Origin of the sequence: Natrinema versiforme (assembly GCF_005576615.1) — an archaeon.
GTDB lineage: Archaea > Halobacteriota > Halobacteria > Halobacteriales > Natrialbaceae > Natrinema > Natrinema versiforme_A.
Genome location: NZ_CP040330.1, coordinates 2549088 through 2567960, shown reverse-complemented (window position 1 = coordinate 2567960; position 18873 = coordinate 2549088). Strand labels below are relative to the sequence as shown.

The window sequence follows — 18873 nt, the reverse complement described above, 5'->3', positions numbered from 1 at the left end:
TTTGGCTTGCGGTCGGTTCCTCAGGATAAAAGCTAACAACGGGGGCAACTTTTGCCGAACCAATGACGACCCACGAGGAGCCAGTGGATTCTGTTCTCGAGACGATCGGTCGAACGCCACTCGTTCGGCTCCACGACGGCCCCGAGACGGTGCCGATCTACGCGAAACTCGAGACGTTCAACCCCGGCGGGAGCATCAAGGACCGAATCGGCCGGTACATGCTCGAGGCGATGCTCGAGCGCGGCGACGTCTCCGAGGGGGGGACGATCATCGAGCCGACGGCGGGCAACACGGGGATCGGGCTGGCGGTCGCGGCCGAGCAACTGGGCTTGGACGCCGTCTTCGTCGTCCCGGAGCGGTTCAGCGTGGAGAAACAGCAGTTGATGGCGGCGCTGGGCGCGGAGGTCATCAACACGCCCACGGAGGACGGCATGGACCGCGCTATCGACCGCGCTCACGAACTCGCCGCGGAGCTCGACGACGCCGCCGTCCCCCAGCAGTTCTCGAACCCGCTGAACACGGAGGCCCACTACGAGACCACCGCCCCCGAAATCTTCGGTGCACTCGACGGACAGGTTGGCGCAATCGTCGCCGGCTGCGGAACGGCGGGGACGCTCATGGGACTCGCCCGCTACTCCCTCGAGCAGGACCCCGACACCCACATCGTCGCGGTCGAGCCCGAGGGATCGGTCTACGGCGAACTCCTCGGGGACGAGCGCGCGGAAGCCGAGTACAAGACCGAAGGGATCGGCACCCACGACACCGCGACCAACGAACTGTTCGAGCCCGAACTGGTCGACGCGGTCGACGCGATTTCGGACCGCGACGCCCACGACGAACTCAAACGCCTCGCCCGCGAGGAGGGCCATCTGGTGGCCTCGAGTGCGGGTGCCGCGAGCGTGGCCGCGAAGCGAGTTGCTCGGCAAATCGCCGACGGCGACCTCGAAGTGCCCCACGAGACGGTCGTGACGCTCTTTCCGGACTCGAGCGAGCGCTACCTCTCGAAGGGAATCTACCGGTCGTTCGAGGAGTGGACGTCGTAGGCCGAGCGGGAGAGTACCAATAGACTCATTAAATTTCCTCGAACAGAGTGGATATGAGCCGGTTGTCGGATGCCCTCTCCTCGGAAGCCGACCTGCCGCCCGCCCTCCGGACGAAAGCCGACGCCTACGCCGATCAGGGCGGACTACTCGGTGCGTTCACGTACTTCTTTACGGTCCTCGAGACCGACGACGATGCCCTCGCCAAAACGCTCGGCTCGATCCCGACCGATCTCTTCGTGACGAGCGCGCTCCACGACGACGCCATCGACCAGGCCGACGAGTGGGACACGGACCGAAAGCGACGCCTGAACGAGCACGTCTCGCTCGGTGATATCGTCTACACGAACGTCGTCGAGGCCGTCAGCGAGGTCCCGGACGATGCCGATCTGCGCCCGGTCCTCGAGACCGTCCGCGACATCGGCGCGGGCCAGCTCGCCGAGGAGGAGTTCGACGCCGCGACGGCGTCCGTCGACGACGCGATCGCACGCGTCGAAGCGCGCGGGAGCATCTGGGGCGACCTCGCGGTACGGCTCGTCGCGACCACCGGCCGCTACTCCGACGCCCAACTCGAGCATCTCCGAACGATCGCGACGGACGGCCTGTTCGTCCTGACCGTCATCGACGACCTCGCGGATCTGCCGGAAGACGTCGAGAACGGCGTCGCGACGCTCCCGCTCGTCTGCTTCGACGGCGATCCCGACGAGTACGACTCGACCGAGGCGCTGGTCGAGGCCGTCCTCGCGTCCGACGTTCCCGACAGACTCGAGGCACTCGTGGCCCGCCGGCGAGCCGAAATCGACGCCGCCGCGACCGAGCTCGCCGACTCGCTCGAGCGGTCGAACGAAGCGCTGCTCGCGGCCGCCGCTCGCGCGTTGACGTGGTACTGCGAGTCGATCTGTTCGGTTCCGGTCGCCGAGACCGTCTCGCCGGCCGAGCAGCGGGAGATCCGTGAGAGGCTGACCGGCGACGAGCGCTCGACGCGTCGCTACGTCGATGAGCGCGTTTCGGAGTATCAGCGACAGGCTCCCGTCGATACGGCTGACGTGGCCGCAACCGTGGCCGAACTCCCCGACGAGCCGGTCGTTCGGACGGCGACCCGCCTGCGACACCTCGAGTCGATCGTCGACGGCGTGATGCACACGACGCTCGAGGACGCGCTCGCGGAACTTCGGAGCGCGACTACCCCGGCACCGTGATCGGGAGTCGGAGCGCGGTATCCCCTCGTCGCGTTACGCCGCAAGCCGTCGGTGTTGGACCTTCATACACCGGTCCTGTACGACGGTTCGGCCGTCGCTTTCCGCGCGGGCCGCCGCCTTGTCGTCGCGGATGCCCTGCTGGGTCCAGATGACGCTCACGTCGTCGCGCTCGAGGGCCGCGTCGACGATCCCGCCGACTTCGTCACTCGGTCGGAAGATACAGACGACATCGATTTCCTCCGCGACGTCCGCGAGGGAATCGTAGACCTCCCGGCCGAAGATCTCGTCCGCGAAGGGGTTGACCGGAATCACGTCGTAGCCGTGATCGAGCAGGTACTTCGGCACGTCGTGGGCCGCCTTGCCGGGCGTGCTCGAGCAGCCGACGACGGCGATCGTCTCGTACTCCAGTATCGCCTCGAGTTCGTCCGCGGATTCGACTGGCATACGCGGAGATAGGGGCTCGAGGAGTAAACGTCTCGGGGTCGTGGAACGGTCGGTTCGGATAGTCGATGACTTCGAGACGATATTCGCTGTGGCCATGCGCCGGCGTGCCGAGACCGCCCTGAGTCCTCGCTCAGCGGCGGCTGTGTGTGCTGTGTGTGGGTCGTCGGCTCCAGACTCGGACTGTCTATACCGAGAGGCCGGCAGTCCGGATCTCGGGCTCCTCGCCGTCGGCCGTCTCCTCGACTTCGACGACGGCGTCGAAGAGCTGCTTGAGCGTGTTCATCGTCTGGTCGTCGTGGGCCGTCGAATCGATGACGTAGACGCCCAGCGCGTCGGCGCTCTGGATCCGGCCCGTGAAGACGTGGAGGAACCGGAAGACGGTCTGGAGATCGGAGTACATCAGGAGCGTCGAGACGGAGTGTAAGAGCACACGGTTCTCGGTGAGCCCGCGGGTCTCGTAGAACTCCTGGAGGAACTCCGAGAGCTTGATCCCGATCCCGGTCATGTCGACGGGCGAGGAGGCGTACTTGATCCGGGGGTCATCGTCGACCGTCCCGATACCGCGTTGTTTCGTGACACAGTCGACGACGCCGATATCCGGCTCGACGCCCTCGTCGACGTGATCGCCGAAGCTCTCGAGAACCGTGTCGGCGCTGTCTTTCGTGGTGACGACGATCGAGCCGTCGCCGCGGTTCGCGCCGCTCCCGAGGATATCGAAGGCGATCCGTCGTTTCCCCGTCAGCGGCGGACCCGCAACGAGTACGTTCGTCCCCGGGTCGAGTTCGGTGTCCGGCAGGACATCTGCGAGGTCATACATATGGATACTCACATCCATCGCCGTGGCGACGACCGTTGCTGATACCGCATCCCACTCCGGTCCGGCGTGTTGTATGAAAATACGCGAAGCGGCTTATAGTACTTTTGATTATAAATCCCACTGGTTACGTTCGCTCCCGCGACGGCCGTCAGTCGGCCGGTACCGCCGCTCTTGCCCGCTACGTCACACCCGGTAGCTCGAGGGCGGCACGCCCGACGATAAACGCCAGCGCGGCGAGGAACATCCCGTACTTGAGCCGCGATTGGCCGACAGTCGGCTCCTCGAAGCTCTCGTAGGCCGCGGCGAGCATGACCGCGTCGGCGGGGGCGACGACCAGCAGATAGGCGATCCCGAACTCTCCGAGGAGGTACGGGACTGGGCTCGCGACGACGGCCGCGACGAGGAGAACGGCGGCGACGACCAGCGCTCGGCGCTCCCCGATCGCGATCGGAAGCGTGTGCAGCCCCTCCTCTCGGTCGCCCTCGATGTCCTCGACGTCCTTGATGATCTCTCGGGTCAGCGTCGCGATCGCCGCGAGCACGAAGAGCACGACCGCCGGCCCGATCTCGTCGACCGCCGCGGCACCGAAGAGGAACGTGCTGCCGACGAGGTAGGCGACGAGCGCGTTGCCGAGACCCGGAAGCCCCTTGAAGAGTTCGGTGTACGCGATCAGCGCGAGGAGATTGACCGCCGCGATTCCGATCGCCAACCGGGGGAGCGTGAGTGCGAGCGCGACCGCACCCGCGAAGAGAACGATACTGAACACGAGCGCGCCGCGCGGGCTCACCGCACCGCGCGGGATCGCCCGCTCGGGCTGATTGATCCGGTCGATCTCCCGATCGAAGTAGTCGTTGATCGCGTTCCCCGCGCCGACCGCCAGCGCCGTCGCTCCGACCGCCGCGGCGACCGCGACCGGCTTCTCGGCCACCCCGCCCGCGACGAACGCGCCGATGAACGTCAGCACGCCCGCCGCGATCACGTTCACCGGCCGCGTCAACTCGAGCAACCCGCGACCCGTCTCCCCGACTGTCATACGCGGCAGTGGTCATGCGGGCTGGTTAAACGGTGCGGTCCGCTGTCGGGTCGTGTAGACTAGTCGCGGACTGTTCGATCCGCGTCCTCAGCTCTGGGGACGAGGGCGGCTGCTCGAGGAGAGATAGAGACGGCAACTGGTCTCGCCGCCGCCACCGCCGATCGGCGTCTCAGCGCCACTCCTCGAGATCGCAGAGCACGTCGTCCTCGATCTCGAGCCACTTGCTCACCCGCTCGTCACCGCTCGCGTCCGCGGGGACGGCGGTCCAAGAGCCATCGTCGTCCGAGAGCAACTCGAGCGGTGTCGCGCCGGTCTGGGCCTCGTCTGGAACGGGGGATTCGGTTTCCGTCATGACTTACCTAGACGTTGAGACTACATAACAAAGACCCCCGGCGGCGATTGTCATCGGGTGAGAATTCACGACGGGTGAGTGTGTCGTTCCCTGTCGGAATCGGTGAAAATCGAGTGACTTATACGGAACCGGCCGGAACAAAGCGGTGCGGGCGCTTAGCTCAGTCTGGACAGAGTACTTGGCTTCGGACCAAGCTGTCACGGGTTCAAATCCTGTAGCGCCCACTCACAAACGGCCCGATTCTCGACTAATCCTCATTCTCCAGTAGAGGTATCGATAGTCGGCTTTTCAGCCTTTTCGGCGTTCGGAAGACGGAGGCCGAAATCTGATACCAGTTCGGAACGGGTTGCGGACCCACCACGTCACGGTGGACTGCCCTCGAGCGGGATTTGTCGATTACTCTATTCGCTTAGTCGTCGGCTGATCTCGGTGATCACCACGGAAATCGTAATTATTCCGCCAACAAAGGCCAGCAGAACCAATTGCGGTATCACTGCTGCAAACGCAGTCATCTGTATTGCGAAGGCCATCAAGATTAGATCCTTCTGGCGTGCTTCTCGATTTCCCATATTATCTTACATATATTATCCTAATCAAGTATCTTCTATCTTCCGACGAAACAATCGATCACTACAGCCGGGAACTGATCGAACGGACGGTGGTTCACGATGACCCGCCTCGTCGAATCCGACAAGTGCGAACGCTGTGGTGATCACGTCGGCGCACTCCGTCGGCTCTGCCCAGAGTGTACGCGCGCCGTCCGGAACTCGCGGGAGGGCCCGCTATAGGTTCTCGAGCGTCGGAACGCGATGGCATCTGCCTCCAGTTCGACAGCATGTCGGTAATTCCCGTGACAACATCCGTGGCATACGTTATTTCCGTCTCGATATCGGGAATAATCTCTCCGAAGGCAGCGAAGGAGTCGGCGGTGCAGAACGAGACAGCGCCGTAATACGTATCAACTCCTGTCTACGTGCTTAGGTATTAATATCGGAAGGGTGTCGGGGAAGATCGATGGAGAAGAGACCGCCAGAGCACGCACAGAGGCAGGAGCGACCGGAATCGGAGACTGAAGAGGTGACGGTACTCGTGACTGCGGCCCAGCGCAAACCGGCGCTCGCGATCGCCCGGACGTTAGGGAAGCGCGAGTACGAGGTGGTCGTCGCGAGCCACCACAGGATCGCACAGTCGTTCTTCTCGAGGTACGCGACCCACACTGCGGTGTATACGGATCCGAAGCGGAACGAACGAGCGTTCGTGGCCGACCTGCTGGCGACGGTGGCGCGGTACGACGTCGACGTGCTCTTGCCGACCGACCACGTGACGACCATTTCGGTACTGCGGTTCCGTGACCGGTTCGCGTCCGACCTCTCGATCCCCGCCGTCGAGTACGAGACCCTGCTCGCGACCGAAGACAAGGCGCGACTGCTCTCGATCGCCGACGATATCGGGATTCCGACCCCTGACACCCATCGGCCCGGGTCGCTGGCCGAACTCGAGGAGATCGCGGCCGAAATCGACTATCCCGCGGTGATCAAGCACAACAAGGGCGTCGGTGCGAGCGGCGTCCAGTATGTTACGTCGCCCGCGGAACTCCGCAGTGCCTACGACTCGAGCGGGGAGTCCACACAGCACATCGAGCGCGATTGGCCGCTCGTCCAGGAATACGTCCCCGGCGAGACCCACGACGTGAACGCGCTGTTCGCCGAGGGCGAGCCCCGGGTCGCGTTCACCGCCCATCGGACGTCGACGTTTCCCCGCTCGGGCGGGCGCGCGGTCATCACGGAATCGACGCGCGAACCGGAACTCGTCGACTCCGCGACCCGGCTGCTCGAGCACCTCGAGTGGCACGGCGTCGCCGAGGTCGAGTTCAAACTCGACGCCGACGGCGACCCGAAACTCATGGAGATCAACCCGCGGATCTGGGGCAACATCGACCTCGCGATTCGGGCGGGCGTCGACTTCCCGGCATTGCTCTGCGACCTCGCCCTGACAGGTGCTGTCACCCCGCCGATGTCGTACGCCGTCGGGCGGAAAGTGATCTGGATCGACGAGGGACTCGCGTCGAACCTGTGGGCCTCGAGCGGCCGGCTCGACTACGCGCGGTACGTCGCTCGCGAGTACGTCACCGGTGCGGAGACCCCGGTCGAACTGAGCGATGTCGCACCGCATGTCGTCCGACTGCTTCAGCTCGGAGCGCGAGGGGCGCGGGCGGCCGTGCAGGGCGGCTGGCAGACACTCGCATCGTCCGTGGCCGGGGAATCAGGAGCGTGACTGCTGACTCGGGCGCTCACTGAGCCGGTCTCGTCGTGGAGCATCCCGATGGCTCCCAATTCCCGCGGTCTCGATCGCATGGCGTCGATGGAATTACATGCTAGAGTTCGGAACTATATCGTGTATGCCCTCCAACACATGGAACCGACTCGCTCGTTCGACGCCGACGAGACCATGAACGAACGCCGTAATCGGCGACTCAGCGCCGTCGTCGGTGTATTTCTGGTACTCGTCGCCGCCGCCCTCCTGTTGCTCTCGCGGCCCCTCCTCGAGGCACCGATGGAGTTCGGGCAGGCGATTGTGTTCGGATTGGCCGGCGTGTTCGACATCGTGGCAGCGACCGACACCCGACTCACCGACCGCTGGGCGTGGTACCAGTGGAGCGGACTCGGGAATATCCTGCTGGGGCTGGCGTTCCCGCTCTCGTTCGTCGATACCGGCGGACTGCTGTTGCTCGTCGTAACCGTCGTCGGCGGTCTCTCGCTCGTGATGACTGGCGTCGACATGCTCGTGTATCACGGGGAGTATACTCGAGAGGACCGACTCGACCGCAACGGTGCCTGACCGGAGCGGTTGCAGTTATTCGTCCGCTCTACTCCAGAGGTAATGTGAAGTCCGATACCGAGAATCCGTTTTCAAACAGTCTCTTATCGATCCCACAGTGAGAAACGTGACGCGCTCACCGGCCTGAGAGACGAGTATACCGACGCATACAGTGATGCATCGAATGGTGGCCCGAAATGAGAGTTATCTATAGCCCGCATCTGATCGACCTGATTCTCGCACATTAGCAGTAGATATAAGTCATTATGGATCAACAATAAGAACGGAAGCCACTCTCTACGAGTCGCGAGGGGCATGCGCGCAAATGCCCGGGTGGTGGAGCACCCGAGACGTGGCTTCCAAATCCCCACGAGGGATTCGAAGCCATGATTCCGTACATTCTACCGGGATATAAACATCCCGCACGACGATCGATTGCACCGCCTCGAGGAGCCTCGCAACTCGTCTTCACCAGAGCCACGTCCGGAGGTCGCCGTGTCTGACCGTTCCGACTCGAGCGGCGATCTGCTCCCGGACTGTCCCGACTGCGGCCGACCGGTCGTCGGCGTGACGGCCGTCGGGCCGACGGAGGGCTACGCCTCGCCCTGTGGCTGTCAGGTGCCGCCCGGACTGATCGGGGAGGGCTGCGAACCCTAACGGCTCGAGTCGGCAACTGACACACCAGCCGCCGCTCGAGCCGCGGCGGGCAGTCGGGCCGTCGACGGCGGTCGTCTCACTGCCGTCTTGAAACCACCACCAGACGCCGCAGTCGGGACTCGGCCCGTGAGCGAGGCTCGAGCGCGGGACGTTCTTTTCGAGAAGGGCATTCGCTACCAACGCGGCCCACCCGCGAGACGAGCGCTCAGTTATCGGCCGCGAGCCACGACTCGAGGCGAGACACGACGGCGTCGGCGATGGCCTCGCCGATGCGGTCGGGCGAGTCGGAGAGGTCCCAGACGTAGTCGCCGCTCTGCGTAACGGTTACCCAGTCGACGTACTCGTGGCGATCCAACTCGAGCAGGAGGTCCTCGAAGACGGATTCGTTGAGGCGACAGCCCAGCGAGTCCTCGATGGAGTCGGCGAGTTGGGGCGTCGTCGCGACGATGGCGTCCTCGAGGGCGGTGTCGACGATCGTGGGGCCGGTCGCCGGCGTCGACGGGGATGGCGGTCGATCGGTCATGTCCGGACACTGGTTGTGAGCGTGGTAGTAATAGGTCTGGTGGTAGTCACGGAGCCACGACCATGACGGATTGATACCTGTTGAGACATTTTCGACGGAGAGCGACGAGCGAGACGACGGTTTCGACGGGGACTCGAGCGCGCTGCTCACGCCGACGGCAGGCGATCGCACGCCCCCGGCCGAGCCCTACGTACGCTGCTAGCCGTCAGTTGGGAAACAGGACAATACCGAACTCGAGGATCACTGGTCGTCAAATCCTGCGATCAGAAGGAGACCCAAGGCACCGCTCTTCGCCGTGTCGCTGGCCGCGTCTCCCGCGTGTCTGCCGAATTGAATCCGCCCGCTACGTCTCGGACATCTCGTTGATGATGACGACCGCCTCGCCGTCGATGACCGTCTCCTCGTCCTCGCCGACGACGGTCGTGTGCAGCCGGTAGCGGTCGCCGCCGAGGTCCTCGACGATCTCGCACTCGGCGGTGACCGTCTCGCCGATCCGAACCGGTCCCGTGAACTCGAGGTCCTGCGAGAGGTAGACCGTCACCCCGGGGAGCCGGGCCAGTGCGGCGCTGATCGTGCCGGCGACGAGCGTGCCGTGGGCGATCCGGCCCTCGAACTGGGTTGCCTCGGCGAACTCCGACTCGAGGTGGAGCCGGTTGGTGTCGCCGGAGACCTGCGCGAACGCGGTTACGTCGGTGTCCGCGATCGGTTTGCTGAATCGGACGTAGTCGCCGACGCCGAGCGAGTCGTAGTCGTCGGTCGAGCGCTCCATGACCCACGTCTCGTCGCCGAACGACACTTCGGCGGTCGACGGCGGGGTCGTCGTCTCTCCCTCCGCTCGGGCAGTGGACGTCTCGCCCGCCGCGGAGCCAAAGCCCATCGCCGCGAGGAACGCGTTGTTAGCTTCGACGTAGCTGTTGACGACGTGTTTCGAGATGCTGGACCACTGGTCGGCCGCCGGCGTGGCGTCTGCGCTATCGGTGTCCGGACATTGGCTACTCATAGCATTGAATGTTGAAAGCTACCATTCGACGGGAGCTGACGATTCCGGGTTGAGCTAGTACGGTCGTCGTCTTTGTGGTATCGCCAAATCACATTGGGATATTGACAGCGATCATCACCGATACTGACAGTTAGAGCACAGCGGTCCGAGACGGCACTGTGACTCGAGCCGAGCAGTCAGGGAACCCGGGATTCGAGTGAGGGACCCGAGACGCGGCGACGATGTGCAGTGACCCTACGCCGCGGGGAGGGCCGCGAGAAAGTCGGCCGCCGCCGAGTTGAACACCCGCGGTCGGTCCTGATTGACGAGGTGGCCCGAGTCGGCGAGTTCCAGCCGATCGCCGTCGGCGACCGCCGAGGCGATCTGGCGGCCCTGTCGCTTGACCAGCGGGGCCTCCTGCTCGCCGTGGACCACGAGCGTCGGCGTCTCGAGGCCGGTCAGTTCGGGCGGGTCGTACCGGTAGAGCGCGCCGAAGATCTTGCGGAACTCCGCCGCCGGGATGTCGCCGACGTCTTCGATCGCCGCGACCCTGGTCTCGGGATCGACTGACAGCCACCGCTCGCCGGTCGTCGCCTGAATCGACTGCAACATCGATCGGAAGGTCCCCTTCGAGCCGGACACCGACAGCGACGCCGACATCGCCGGCAGCGGCGACCAGAACGACTTCATCCCCGCCGGCAACTCCACCGGCGGCATCGACCGCACCGCACCGCCCAGAATCGCCCCCGTCGCGCCGTCGGGGTGGCGGGCTACGTACTCCTGGACGACCATCGACCCCAGCGAGAGCCCACAGAGGATCGGCCGCTCGATCTCGAGTTCCGAGAGCAGCGCTTCGAGGTCGTCGGTAAAGAGGCCGATCGAATACCGATCGGGCTCGGTCGCGCCGGTGTCGCCGTGGCCCCGCACGTCGAGCGTGACGACCCGGTAGTCGTCGGCGAAGCGCTCGACCTGCGGGTCCCACGCCTGCCCGTTCATCCAGCCGCCGTGGACGAACACCAGCGGGGGGCCTGCACCGCTCGTCTCGTAGTGGATCGTCCCGTCCGCGAGTTCGAGTGCTGCCATACGACTACTGGGGCTCGTGCGCTCTTAGAACGAGTGGTTGCGCTCGCACGGGCAGCGAGTCGCCCGCAATCAGTCCTCGCTGCGGGCCTCGGTCCGAACCCAGCGATCCCAGAACGATTCGAACTCCGACTCGTCTTCTGTGAGCCGGTTCCACTCCGCGAGGCCGCGTTCCTCGCGGGTTCCCGGGATCGTGTTGTCGAGGACGAGCGCCGCGAGCCCGCCGACGGCCATCCCCGTCGTGCCGATGATGAAGATGGTGTCGACGACGGCTTGCGCCGCGGCTTCGATCCACGTCGCAGCAGCGGTTCCCGCGACCCCGAGCGTTCCGACCAGCGCGTTGACGCCGGCCTCGAGGCCGACCGCCTCCCGGAACACGATCGTGCTCTCGAAGTTGCCCATGTACGCCGGGATCGCCAGTCCGACGAAGAGCGCGAAGCCGATGACGAAGGTGTTGCGCGAGGAGTCGAGATCGACGTGGCGCAGGTTCGAGATCCCGACGGCGACGATCTGGCCGAACATGGCGATGAAGAGGCCGCCGACGATCGGGTCCGGAATCGTCGCGATCAGCTGGCCGAAGTAACCGATGAAGCCGACGAACAGCATGATCACGGCCCCGATCTGGACGACGTACCTCGAGGCGACGCCGGTCAGCCCGATCGCGCCGATGTTCTCGGAGTAGGAGGTCGAGCCGGCGGTGCCCATCACGCCCGAGAAGACGTTCATGAGCCCCTCCATCCCGATGCCGTGATTGATCCGCTTCCCGCTCGGAGCGCCGGAGCCCGTGATGTTCGCCACCGCGTAGTAGTCGCCGATGCTCTCGACGATCGAGGCGAGCACCCCGGCGAACATGCCGACGACGAAGGCGGTCGTCACCTGCGGCGTCCCCCATTGGAAGGGGTAGATCGGCAGCAGGGCACGGGTGTCCGTTACCTGTCCGAGTTCGACGTACCCCGGATGGCTTCCGCCGATCACGCCGAGTACCGACAATGTGGCAGCAGCGAACCACGCGATGACGAGCGCCAGAATAACCGGATAGAGGCGGAACGCCCTGTGTTTGACGTCGAGGTACTGCGAGAACAGCAGAATGAGCCCGAGCGTGAGCCCGAGTAGCCACCAGCTCTGGTTCGCCGCGGTGATCTGATCGGCGTTGAACAGCGACAGTCCGATCAGCGCGATCGTGGGTGCGATGACGACCGGTGAGAGGAACCGCCGGAGCTTCCCGACCAGTCCGAAATAACCCATCGCGACTTCGACGACTGCAGCGACGATGATCGCCCCCTGTAACTGCAACAGCGCGGCCTCCCAGCCCGAGCCACCCGAGACGCCGCCGGCGGTCACGACGCCGACGATCGCCAGCGCGGGTGCGAGCATGGAAAACGGCGCGCCTTGGACGATCGGGTACCGGTTCCCGAACGTCGTCTGGGCGAGCGTCGCGATCCCGGAGACGACGAAGAACGTCCCGATGAACCGCGCGGTCACCCCGGGTGGCATCCCCATCGCGTCGGCCAATATCAGCGGCACTGCGATGTTCGCACCCACCATCGTCAGGTAGTGCTGAATCCCCAGCACCATCGATTCGCCGACCGGCGGCTGTTCGTCGATCCCGTATTCGATGCCGTCACCGACGGACTCGTCGGCGACTGGCTCGTCCCCCGTCATCGATTCTCGTCGGATAACGACCGAGGGTGGTCAAAGGGGTGTTGGTCCGTCCCTGCACCCAACCCCGATCGCTCGAGAACACTATCGCTGTGTCCCGTCGGCCGCCCGCTCGGCGGCCGCCCGCACCGTGTCGACCGACAGCGAGGCGAGGTCGACCAGTTCGCCCTCGGTTTCGCCGGCGACCAGTTCCGAGAGGCCGGCCCGGGAGTCGTCGCCCGCGTCGACGACGACCACCCGAGTATCGCTGGACGCCAGCGCTCGAGCCGCGGTTCGGGTCGCCTCGGTCGGGCTCCCGTCGGCGACGTTCGCCCGACCGTCAGTGACGAGGACGACGACTGAGGCGTCGGTTTCGGCCCGCTCGAGCACTCGTCTCGAGGTCTCGAGGCCGGCCGGTAGCGGGGTACGGTCGCCCGAGGGGAGGGTTTTGAGATGGCGGGCGGCCAGCGAGACGCTGTCGGTCGGCGGGAGCAAGACGTCGGCGTCTTCGCCGGCGAAGGCGACGAACGCGACCCGATCGCGGTGTTCGTAGCTGTCGCGCAGGAGTTCGAGGACGACGCCTTTCGCGGTCCGCATCGCCGGCCGCATCGAGGCGCTGGCGTCGACGGCGAAGACGATCGTCACCGACGTTTCGCCGGTACGAACCGATTGCCGGAGGTCCCGCTCCTCGACGCGGGACTCGCCTCGAGAGGCGGCCGAGCGGACCGACGCCGCGGCGTCGATCGATCCCTCGCCCGAGGCGGGTTCGGTGCGGACCCGAGCGCCCCGGTTGTCCGTACTCGGTGCCGTGCTCGCCCGGGACCCGGTCGCCGTCGCGTTCCCGCTGTGTTCGGCCGTCGGCGTCTCGAGGTCCGGCGCTCGCGCCTCGCCGATGTCGGCCCGCTGCTGGCCGGGGACCAGCGGCTGGGCGGTTTCGTCGTCCCCGTCGTCCCCGCCGTCCTCGGGCGATTCGTCCGAGTCCGAATCCCGCTCGCTCGAGTCGTCGTCTGACTCGCCGTCACCGGCTTCGGCGGGCGACTGGTTCGCCGACGCCGGCCGCTCGCCGTCGTCGGGTCGCCGTTCGGGACTCGAGTCCTCACCGGTTCCAGACTCGTCGCCGTCGGAACCCTCCTCGTCGCTCTCGCCGTCGCCGTCCGCGCCACCGTCACTCTCGCCGCCGTCTCCGCGTTCGTCCCCGTCGCCGGGTTCCGACTCGGCTCCCTCGTCCCTACCGTCCGCGCCGTCCTCGCTGGCACCGTCGTCCGCGTCGCTCTCGTCGTCTCCGTTTCCCTCGTCCGGCGACTCCTCATCGAATCGATCCTCGAGCAGGTCGTCGAGATCCGGTTCGTCCTCGAAGGGCGTGCTCCGGAGGCGGTGGGGGAGCGCGTACGTCGCGGCCTCGTGGATATCGGACTCGATGACCGTCTTGCGGCCCTCGAGCGCGGCCAGGGTCATGGCGGTCCGCGCCGTCGCCACGTCGCCGCGGTGACCGTCGACGCCGGCCTCGAGACAGAGTTCGGCAATTTCCGCCTTGAACTCGGCGGGGAGCGAGACGCTCGAGATCGCCGCTCGAGCGGCGGCCAGATCGTCGCGAAGGGCGTCGACCTCGTCGGCGTACTCCGTTCGCGGATCGGAACCGCCGTCACTGCCAGCGCCGCCGTCGGCCTCGAGCGCGCGGTCGATAATCTCGACCCGGTCGTCAATCTCGCGACAGCCCTCGACGCTGGCCTGTAGGGCGAAGCGGTCCCGCAACTGAGGGCGCAGATCGCCCTCTTCAGGGTTCATCGTCCCGATCAGGGTGAAGTTCGCGGGATGGGAGACGCTGACCCCATCCCGCTCGACGGTGTTGACGCCGCTCGCAGCCGAATCGAGGATCACGTCGACGAGGTGGTCGTCCAGCAGGTTGACCTCGTCGACGTAGAGGATGCCGCGATTGGCGCGGGCCAATAGGCCGGGGTCGAAGTCCGCGTCTCCCGCGAGGGCGTCCTCGACCGAGAGGGTGCCGACGACGCGGTCCCGCGTCGCGCCGAGCGGGAGGGTCACGAGGGGAACCGGTCGCGTCTCGACCGGCAGGTCGTCGGGGTCGCGGTCGCGGCACGTCTCGCACTGCAGATTCGGTTCGTCGGGGGAACAGCCGTACGGACAGTCCGCGACGGCTCGCTGCTCGGGCAGGAGATCGACGAGCGCCCGAACGGCGGTCGACTTCGCGGTTCCTTTCTCGCCGACGATCAGGGCCCCGTCGAGGCCGTCGTTGGCCGCCACGGCGAGCAGCACGCGCTTTAACTCCTCCTGTCCGACGATCGCCGGAAAGGGGAGTGACGATAGCTTTTTGCCTCCGGCGTCTGCAACCATACTTGAGCTAATACAACAGAGGTTTAAAAGTACGATGACACGGATCGGGATCTACACCGCGACGGAGAACGAACTCGGCTCGATCGGCCGGGCCGCACAGCGCCTCGAGGACGTCGAGTTGGTCGTCCGCTCGGAGAGCGACCTTGAGGACGAGGCCGACGTCGAGGAGTTCGTCGAGGAATTGCACGACGCCGCGGCGGCGATCTTCTGGCTGCACGGGGCCGAAGACAGCATGCCGGGCTACGACTACGCGACGGGCGCGCTCGAGGAGGCCGGCGTCCCGCTGGTCGTCAAGGCAACCGGCGACGCATTTGCGTTCGAGGACACGACGGTCTCGGCCGAACACCGCGATCTGATCTACGACTATCTGGAGAAGGGCGGGACGATCAACGTCGCGAACCTGTGTCGCTTCCTCGCCGCCGAGTACGAGGGACGGGACCTCGCGTACGACGAGCCGACTGAACTCCCCACCGAGGGCGTCTACCATCCCGACCATCCGGGCATCGAGTACGAGGACCTGCTCGCGACCCACGACCCCGACAAGCCGACGGTCGCGGTCTGGTTCTACGAGTCCCACTGGACCCACGAGAACACCCGGTACGTCGACGCGCAGGTCCGCGCGCTCGAGGCACAGGGGGCGAACGCCCTGCCGATCTTCTGTAACCCGGCAACGGATACGGACGAACAGGAAGACGCCGAATGGGTGACTGACAACTGGCTGCTCGATGCCGACGGGAATTCGATCGTCGACGCCGTGCTCTCCTCCTTTATGTTCTCGCTCTCGATGGACGAGCGCGGCCGCAGCGCCGACGACGAAGGCAGTAGTGCGGAGGACGTCTTCCTCGACCGACTCGGTGTCCCGGTCCTGCAAACGGTCACCACGATGCGCTCCCGATCGCGGTACGAGTCCAGCGACACGGGCGTCATGGGCTTCGAACTCGCCCTCTCCGTGGCGCTGCCGGAGTTCGACGGGAACGTCATCACCCATCCGATCTCCGGCAAGGAGCGAACCGACGACGAGGCCGGTATCGGCTCCGCGCCGAAACACCACTTCCCGATCGAGGACCGAATCGACCACGCGACGCGGCTCGCGGTCAACTGGGCCGAACTGCGACACACCCCGAACGAGGACAAACAGGTCGCCGTCGTCCTCCACAACTACCCGCCGAGCGACGACGGGATCGGCACTGCGTTCGGGCTCGATTCGCCCGAGTCGACGGTCAACCTGCTCGAGGAACTCGAGGCTCGCGGCTACGATTTAGGCGACGAAATGCCGGACAGCGGCCAGTCGCTGGTGGAGAAACTCACTGCTCAACTCACCCTCGAGGACCGCTGGGTCGCCCCGGAGGACGTTCGCGACCTCTCGGTCGACGTCGTTTCGTCGGATACGTACGCAGAGTGGTTTGCCGACACCGACGAACGCTTTCAGGAGAATATCGTCGAGGAGTGGGGCGAGGTTCCGGACCGCCCGTTCGCGGTTCCGGGCGTCGAGTTCGGCAACGTGCTCGTCACCGTCCAGCCCCCGCGCGGGTTCGGGATGGACCCCTCGAAGGTCTACCACGACTCGAATCTGCAGCCGCCACACGACTACTTCGCCTTCTACGGCTGGCTCCGGAATACCTTCGAGACCGACGCTGTCGTCCATCTGGGCACCCACGGCAGCCTCGAGTGGCTCCCCGGGAAGACGGTCGGCCTGAACGGCGAGAGCGCGCCGGATCAGCTGATCGACGACATCCCGAACGTCTACCCCTACATCGTCAACAACCCCGGCGAGGGGACGCAGGCCAAGCGCCGCTCGTATGCGGCGATCGTCGACTACCTGACCCCCGTCATGCGGAACGCGGGCACCTACGACGAGCTCTCGGAACTCGAGGAACTCGCGAACCAGTACCGCGAGGCCGGGATGGAAGACGCCCGCGCCGACGACGGCGACCACCTCGCGGACCTCATGCGCGAGAAAGTCGCGGAACTCGATCTCGCCGTCGAACTCGGTATCTCGGGCACTATCGACGAGAAGGCAGACGTTCGCGGCCCCGACGAAGCCGGCTCGAGTCTCGCGGAGGGCGACGTAGCTGGCGATGAGGTCGACATCGACGAACTGGTCGAGCGCATCCACGAGTACCTCACCGACGTGAAGACGACCCAGATCCGGCTCGGACTGCACACCATGTCCGAACCGCCGAAGGACGAGCGCCTGACAGAGTATCTGGTCGCGCTCACCCGGCTCGAGAACCCCGGTGCGCCGAGCCTGCGCGAGAGCGTGGCCGGCGCGCTCGGTGTGGATTACGAGAAAATGCTGAACGCGCCCGGCGAGTACGCCGACGACCTCGGGATGACTTACGCCGAGGCGGCCGACGAGGTCTACGAGACCAGCGTCGACCTGATCGAGACGCTCGCGGAACACGACTTCGACATCCCGGTCTCCGAGCGCGAGGCCGGCCCCGACGACGAGGTCAACATGAATCTGCTCGTGGTCGACCTCGAGACGATCGGCGACGGGCGCGCGAAGTCGGGTGCCCACAACGACCTGCGGAAGGCGCTGGCCTACATCTGCGAGGAGGCCCAGCCCCGCGTGCAGGGGGCCGAAGACGAGATTCCCCGGACCGCGGACGCCCTCTCGGGCGAGTACGTGCCGCCGGGCGGCTCCGGCGCGCCGACCCGCGGCGGCGTCGACCTGCTGCCGACCGCGCGGAACTTCTACACGCTGGACCCGCGGAAGGTGCCCGCGAAAGCCGCGTGGCAGGTCGGCAGCGACGTCGCGGAGGGCGTGCTCGAGCGCCACCACTCCGAAAACGGCGAGTACCCCGAAGAGATCGGCGTGGTCGCGTGGGGGACCCCCACAGTTCGCACCCGCGGCGAGACGATCGCACAGGTGCTGGCCATGATGGGCGTCGAACCGCAGTGGACCGACGCCGGCCGGATCGACGATGTCGAGCCGATCCCGCTCGAGGAACTCGACCGGCCCCGCGTCGACGTGACGACGCGCGTCTCCGGCCTCTTCCGGGACGCCTTCCCGGCCGCGGCGGGGGTCATCCACGACGCCGTCGACGCGGTCGTCGACCTCGACGAACCGCACGACATGAACTACGTGAAGAAACACGTCGAGGAAGAGCAGGCCGAACTCGAGGACGAAGAAGGCCTCGACAAATCGGACGCCCGCAAGGCGGCCAAACACCGCGTGTTCACGACCCGGCCGGGCGGCTACGGTGCCGGGACGAACAAGGCCGTCGACGAGGGTAACTGGGACGACCGCTCGGATCTCGCCGAGGTCTACGTCCAGTGGGGCGGCTACGCGATGGGATCGAGAGGGCGCGTCTCCGACGCCCACGCATCCTTCGAGCGCCGCCTCTCGAGCGTCGACGCGACGGTCAAGATCGAGGACACGATGGAGCAAGACGAGTTCGACTCCTCGGACTGGTACGCGTTCCACGGCGGCTTCATCTCCGCCGTGAGCGAGATTTCCGGCGAGGAGCCGGCTTCCTACGTCGGCGACTCCTCGGACCCCGACAACGTCGATGTCTACACGAACGAGGAGAAGGTCCGCAAGGCGATGCGCTCGCGCGTGTTGAATCCCGACTGGCTCGAGTCCATGGAGGAACACGGCTACAAGGGCGCAGGCGACCTCTCGACGACGGTCGACGTGACGCTGGGCTGGGACGCGACCACTGGCGTCGTCTCGGATACCCTCTGGGCGGAAGTCGCCGAGAAGTTCGCCTTCGACGAGGAGCGCCAGGACTGGATGCGCGACGTGAACCCGTGGGCGCTCGAGTCCATCACGGACACCCTACTCGAGGCCATCGAGCGCGACCTCTGGGACGCCGACGACGAGACGGTCGACCAACTTCGCGATTTGAATCTCGAGGTGGAAGGTGACCTCGAGGCGCGGACGACTAACGAGGCCGTCGGTGCGGAGGTATCGACCGATGACTGACGACGGGAGCG

General features: G+C 65.9%; 15 protein-coding genes and 1 tRNA gene. 7 read left to right on the top strand and 9 right to left on the bottom strand.

What is annotated here, in order from left to right; genetic code table 11:
- Nucleotides 1–62: 62 nt before the first annotated feature.
- Nucleotides 63–1043 carry a PLP-dependent cysteine synthase family protein gene (locus FEJ81_RS12610; protein ID WP_138245622.1) on the top strand — a complete coding sequence of 327 codons (981 nt, stop codon included), beginning with the start codon at nt 63–65 and terminating at the stop codon, nt 1041–1043.
- 53 nt (nt 1044–1096) lie between these two features.
- A complete protein-coding gene (locus FEJ81_RS12605) occupies nt 1097–2239 on the top strand; it encodes a hypothetical protein (protein ID WP_138245621.1) in 1143 nt (380 codons plus the stop codon).
- A 33-nt stretch (nt 2240–2272) separates the two neighbouring features.
- On the opposite strand, the gene FEJ81_RS12600 is transcribed toward FEJ81_RS12605, so the two are convergent.
- From FEJ81_RS12600 to FEJ81_RS12585, 4 genes are all read right to left on the bottom strand, one after another.
- The gene (locus FEJ81_RS12600) at nt 2273–2683 is read right to left on the bottom strand and encodes a CoA-binding protein (RefSeq protein ID WP_138245620.1); all 411 of its coding nucleotides are present in this window, start codon (nt 2681–2683) and stop codon (nt 2273–2275) included.
- Nucleotides 2684–2867: 184 nt separating this feature from the next.
- Nucleotides 2868–3500: an RAD55 family ATPase gene (locus tag FEJ81_RS12595; RefSeq protein WP_138245619.1), complete on the bottom strand. Its 633-nt coding sequence runs from the start codon at nt 3498–3500 to the stop codon at nt 2868–2870.
- A gap of 178 nt (nt 3501–3678) precedes the next feature.
- Nucleotides 3679–4533 (bottom strand): geranylgeranylglycerol-phosphate geranylgeranyltransferase, encoded by an 855-nt coding sequence (locus FEJ81_RS12590; RefSeq protein ID WP_138245618.1) that lies wholly within the window; start codon nt 4531–4533, stop codon nt 3679–3681.
- Between the two features lie 169 nt (nt 4534–4702).
- Nucleotides 4703–4885: a DUF7511 domain-containing protein gene (locus FEJ81_RS12585; RefSeq protein ID WP_138245617.1), complete on the bottom strand. Its 183-nt coding sequence runs from the start codon at nt 4883–4885 to the stop codon at nt 4703–4705.
- Nucleotides 4886–5034: 149 nt separating this feature from the next.
- Between FEJ81_RS12585 and FEJ81_RS12580 the strand changes: the two genes are divergently transcribed.
- The 4 genes from FEJ81_RS12580 (at nt 5035) to FEJ81_RS23220 (ending at nt 8359) form a co-directional block, all read left to right on the top strand.
- Nucleotides 5035–5109: transfer RNA gene (locus tag FEJ81_RS12580), tRNA-Arg, on the top strand.
- Between the two features lie 790 nt (nt 5110–5899).
- Nucleotides 5900–7159, top strand: coding sequence for a carboxylate--amine ligase (locus tag FEJ81_RS12575; RefSeq protein WP_138245616.1), 1260 nt, complete (start codon nt 5900–5902; stop codon nt 7157–7159).
- A gap of 138 nt (nt 7160–7297) precedes the next feature.
- Nucleotides 7298–7723: a hypothetical protein gene (locus FEJ81_RS12570; protein ID WP_229504705.1), complete on the top strand. Its 426-nt coding sequence runs from the start codon at nt 7298–7300 to the stop codon at nt 7721–7723.
- 474 nt (nt 7724–8197) lie between these two features.
- Complete coding sequence (locus tag FEJ81_RS23220) at nt 8198–8359, top strand: hypothetical protein (RefSeq protein WP_175416413.1); 162 nt, start codon at nt 8198–8200, stop codon at nt 8357–8359.
- A gap of 205 nt (nt 8360–8564) precedes the next feature.
- Here the strand turns inward: FEJ81_RS23220 and FEJ81_RS12565 are convergent, their stop codons facing one another.
- The 5 genes from FEJ81_RS12565 to FEJ81_RS12545 form a co-directional block, all read right to left on the bottom strand.
- Entirely contained in the window at nt 8565–8882 is a 318-nt protein-coding gene (locus FEJ81_RS12565; protein ID WP_138245615.1) for a hypothetical protein, read from the bottom strand.
- A 343-nt stretch (nt 8883–9225) separates the two neighbouring features.
- Nucleotides 9226–9882 (bottom strand): MaoC family dehydratase, encoded by a 657-nt coding sequence (locus FEJ81_RS12560; RefSeq protein ID WP_138245614.1) that lies wholly within the window; start codon nt 9880–9882, stop codon nt 9226–9228.
- A gap of 234 nt (nt 9883–10116) precedes the next feature.
- Nucleotides 10117–10944, bottom strand: coding sequence for an alpha/beta fold hydrolase (locus FEJ81_RS12555; RefSeq protein WP_138245613.1), 828 nt, complete (start codon nt 10942–10944; stop codon nt 10117–10119).
- Nucleotides 10945–11013: 69 nt separating this feature from the next.
- Entirely contained in the window at nt 11014–12603 is a 1590-nt protein-coding gene (locus FEJ81_RS12550; RefSeq protein WP_138245612.1) for a uracil-xanthine permease family protein, read from the bottom strand.
- 81 nt (nt 12604–12684) lie between these two features.
- The gene (locus FEJ81_RS12545; RefSeq protein ID WP_138245611.1) at nt 12685–14931 is read right to left on the bottom strand and encodes a VWA domain-containing protein; all 2247 of its coding nucleotides are present in this window, start codon (nt 14929–14931) and stop codon (nt 12685–12687) included.
- Nucleotides 14932–14965: 34 nt separating this feature from the next.
- Here FEJ81_RS12545 and cobN point away from each other — a divergent pair, with 34 nt between their 5' ends.
- The gene (cobN, locus tag FEJ81_RS12540) at nt 14966–18862 is read left to right on the top strand and encodes a cobaltochelatase subunit CobN (protein ID WP_138245610.1); all 3897 of its coding nucleotides are present in this window, start codon (nt 14966–14968) and stop codon (nt 18860–18862) included.
- The last annotated feature ends 11 nt before the right edge of the window (nt 18863–18873 follow it).

Coding starts and splice junctions, on each gene's coding strand:
- FEJ81_RS12610 (WP_138245622.1), top strand. CDS start 63: ATGACGACCCACGAGGAGCCAGTGGATTCTGTTCTCGAGACGATCGGT.
- FEJ81_RS12605 (WP_138245621.1), top strand. CDS start 1,097: ATGAGCCGGTTGTCGGATGCCCTCTCCTCGGAAGCCGACCTGCCGCCC.
- FEJ81_RS12600 (WP_138245620.1), bottom strand. CDS start 2,683: ATGCCAGTCGAATCCGCGGACGAACTCGAGGCGATACTGGAGTACGAG.
- FEJ81_RS12595 (WP_138245619.1), bottom strand. CDS start 3,500: ATGTATGACCTCGCAGATGTCCTGCCGGACACCGAACTCGACCCGGGG.
- FEJ81_RS12590 (WP_138245618.1), bottom strand. CDS start 4,533: ATGACAGTCGGGGAGACGGGTCGCGGGTTGCTCGAGTTGACGCGGCCG.
- FEJ81_RS12585 (WP_138245617.1), bottom strand. CDS start 4,885: ATGACGGAAACCGAATCCCCCGTTCCAGACGAGGCCCAGACCGGCGCG.
- FEJ81_RS12575 (WP_138245616.1), top strand. CDS start 5,900: ATGGAGAAGAGACCGCCAGAGCACGCACAGAGGCAGGAGCGACCGGAA.
- FEJ81_RS12570 (WP_229504705.1), top strand. CDS start 7,298: ATGGAACCGACTCGCTCGTTCGACGCCGACGAGACCATGAACGAACGC.
- FEJ81_RS12565 (WP_138245615.1), bottom strand. CDS start 8,882: ATGACCGATCGACCGCCATCCCCGTCGACGCCGGCGACCGGCCCCACG.
- FEJ81_RS12560 (WP_138245614.1), bottom strand. CDS start 9,882: ATGAGTAGCCAATGTCCGGACACCGATAGCGCAGACGCCACGCCGGCG.
- FEJ81_RS12555 (WP_138245613.1), bottom strand. CDS start 10,944: ATGGCAGCACTCGAACTCGCGGACGGGACGATCCACTACGAGACGAGC.
- FEJ81_RS12550 (WP_138245612.1), bottom strand. CDS start 12,603: ATGACGGGGGACGAGCCAGTCGCCGACGAGTCCGTCGGTGACGGCATC.
- FEJ81_RS12545 (WP_138245611.1), bottom strand. CDS start 14,931: ATGGTTGCAGACGCCGGAGGCAAAAAGCTATCGTCACTCCCCTTTCCG.
- cobN (WP_138245610.1), top strand. CDS start 14,966: ATGACACGGATCGGGATCTACACCGCGACGGAGAACGAACTCGGCTCG.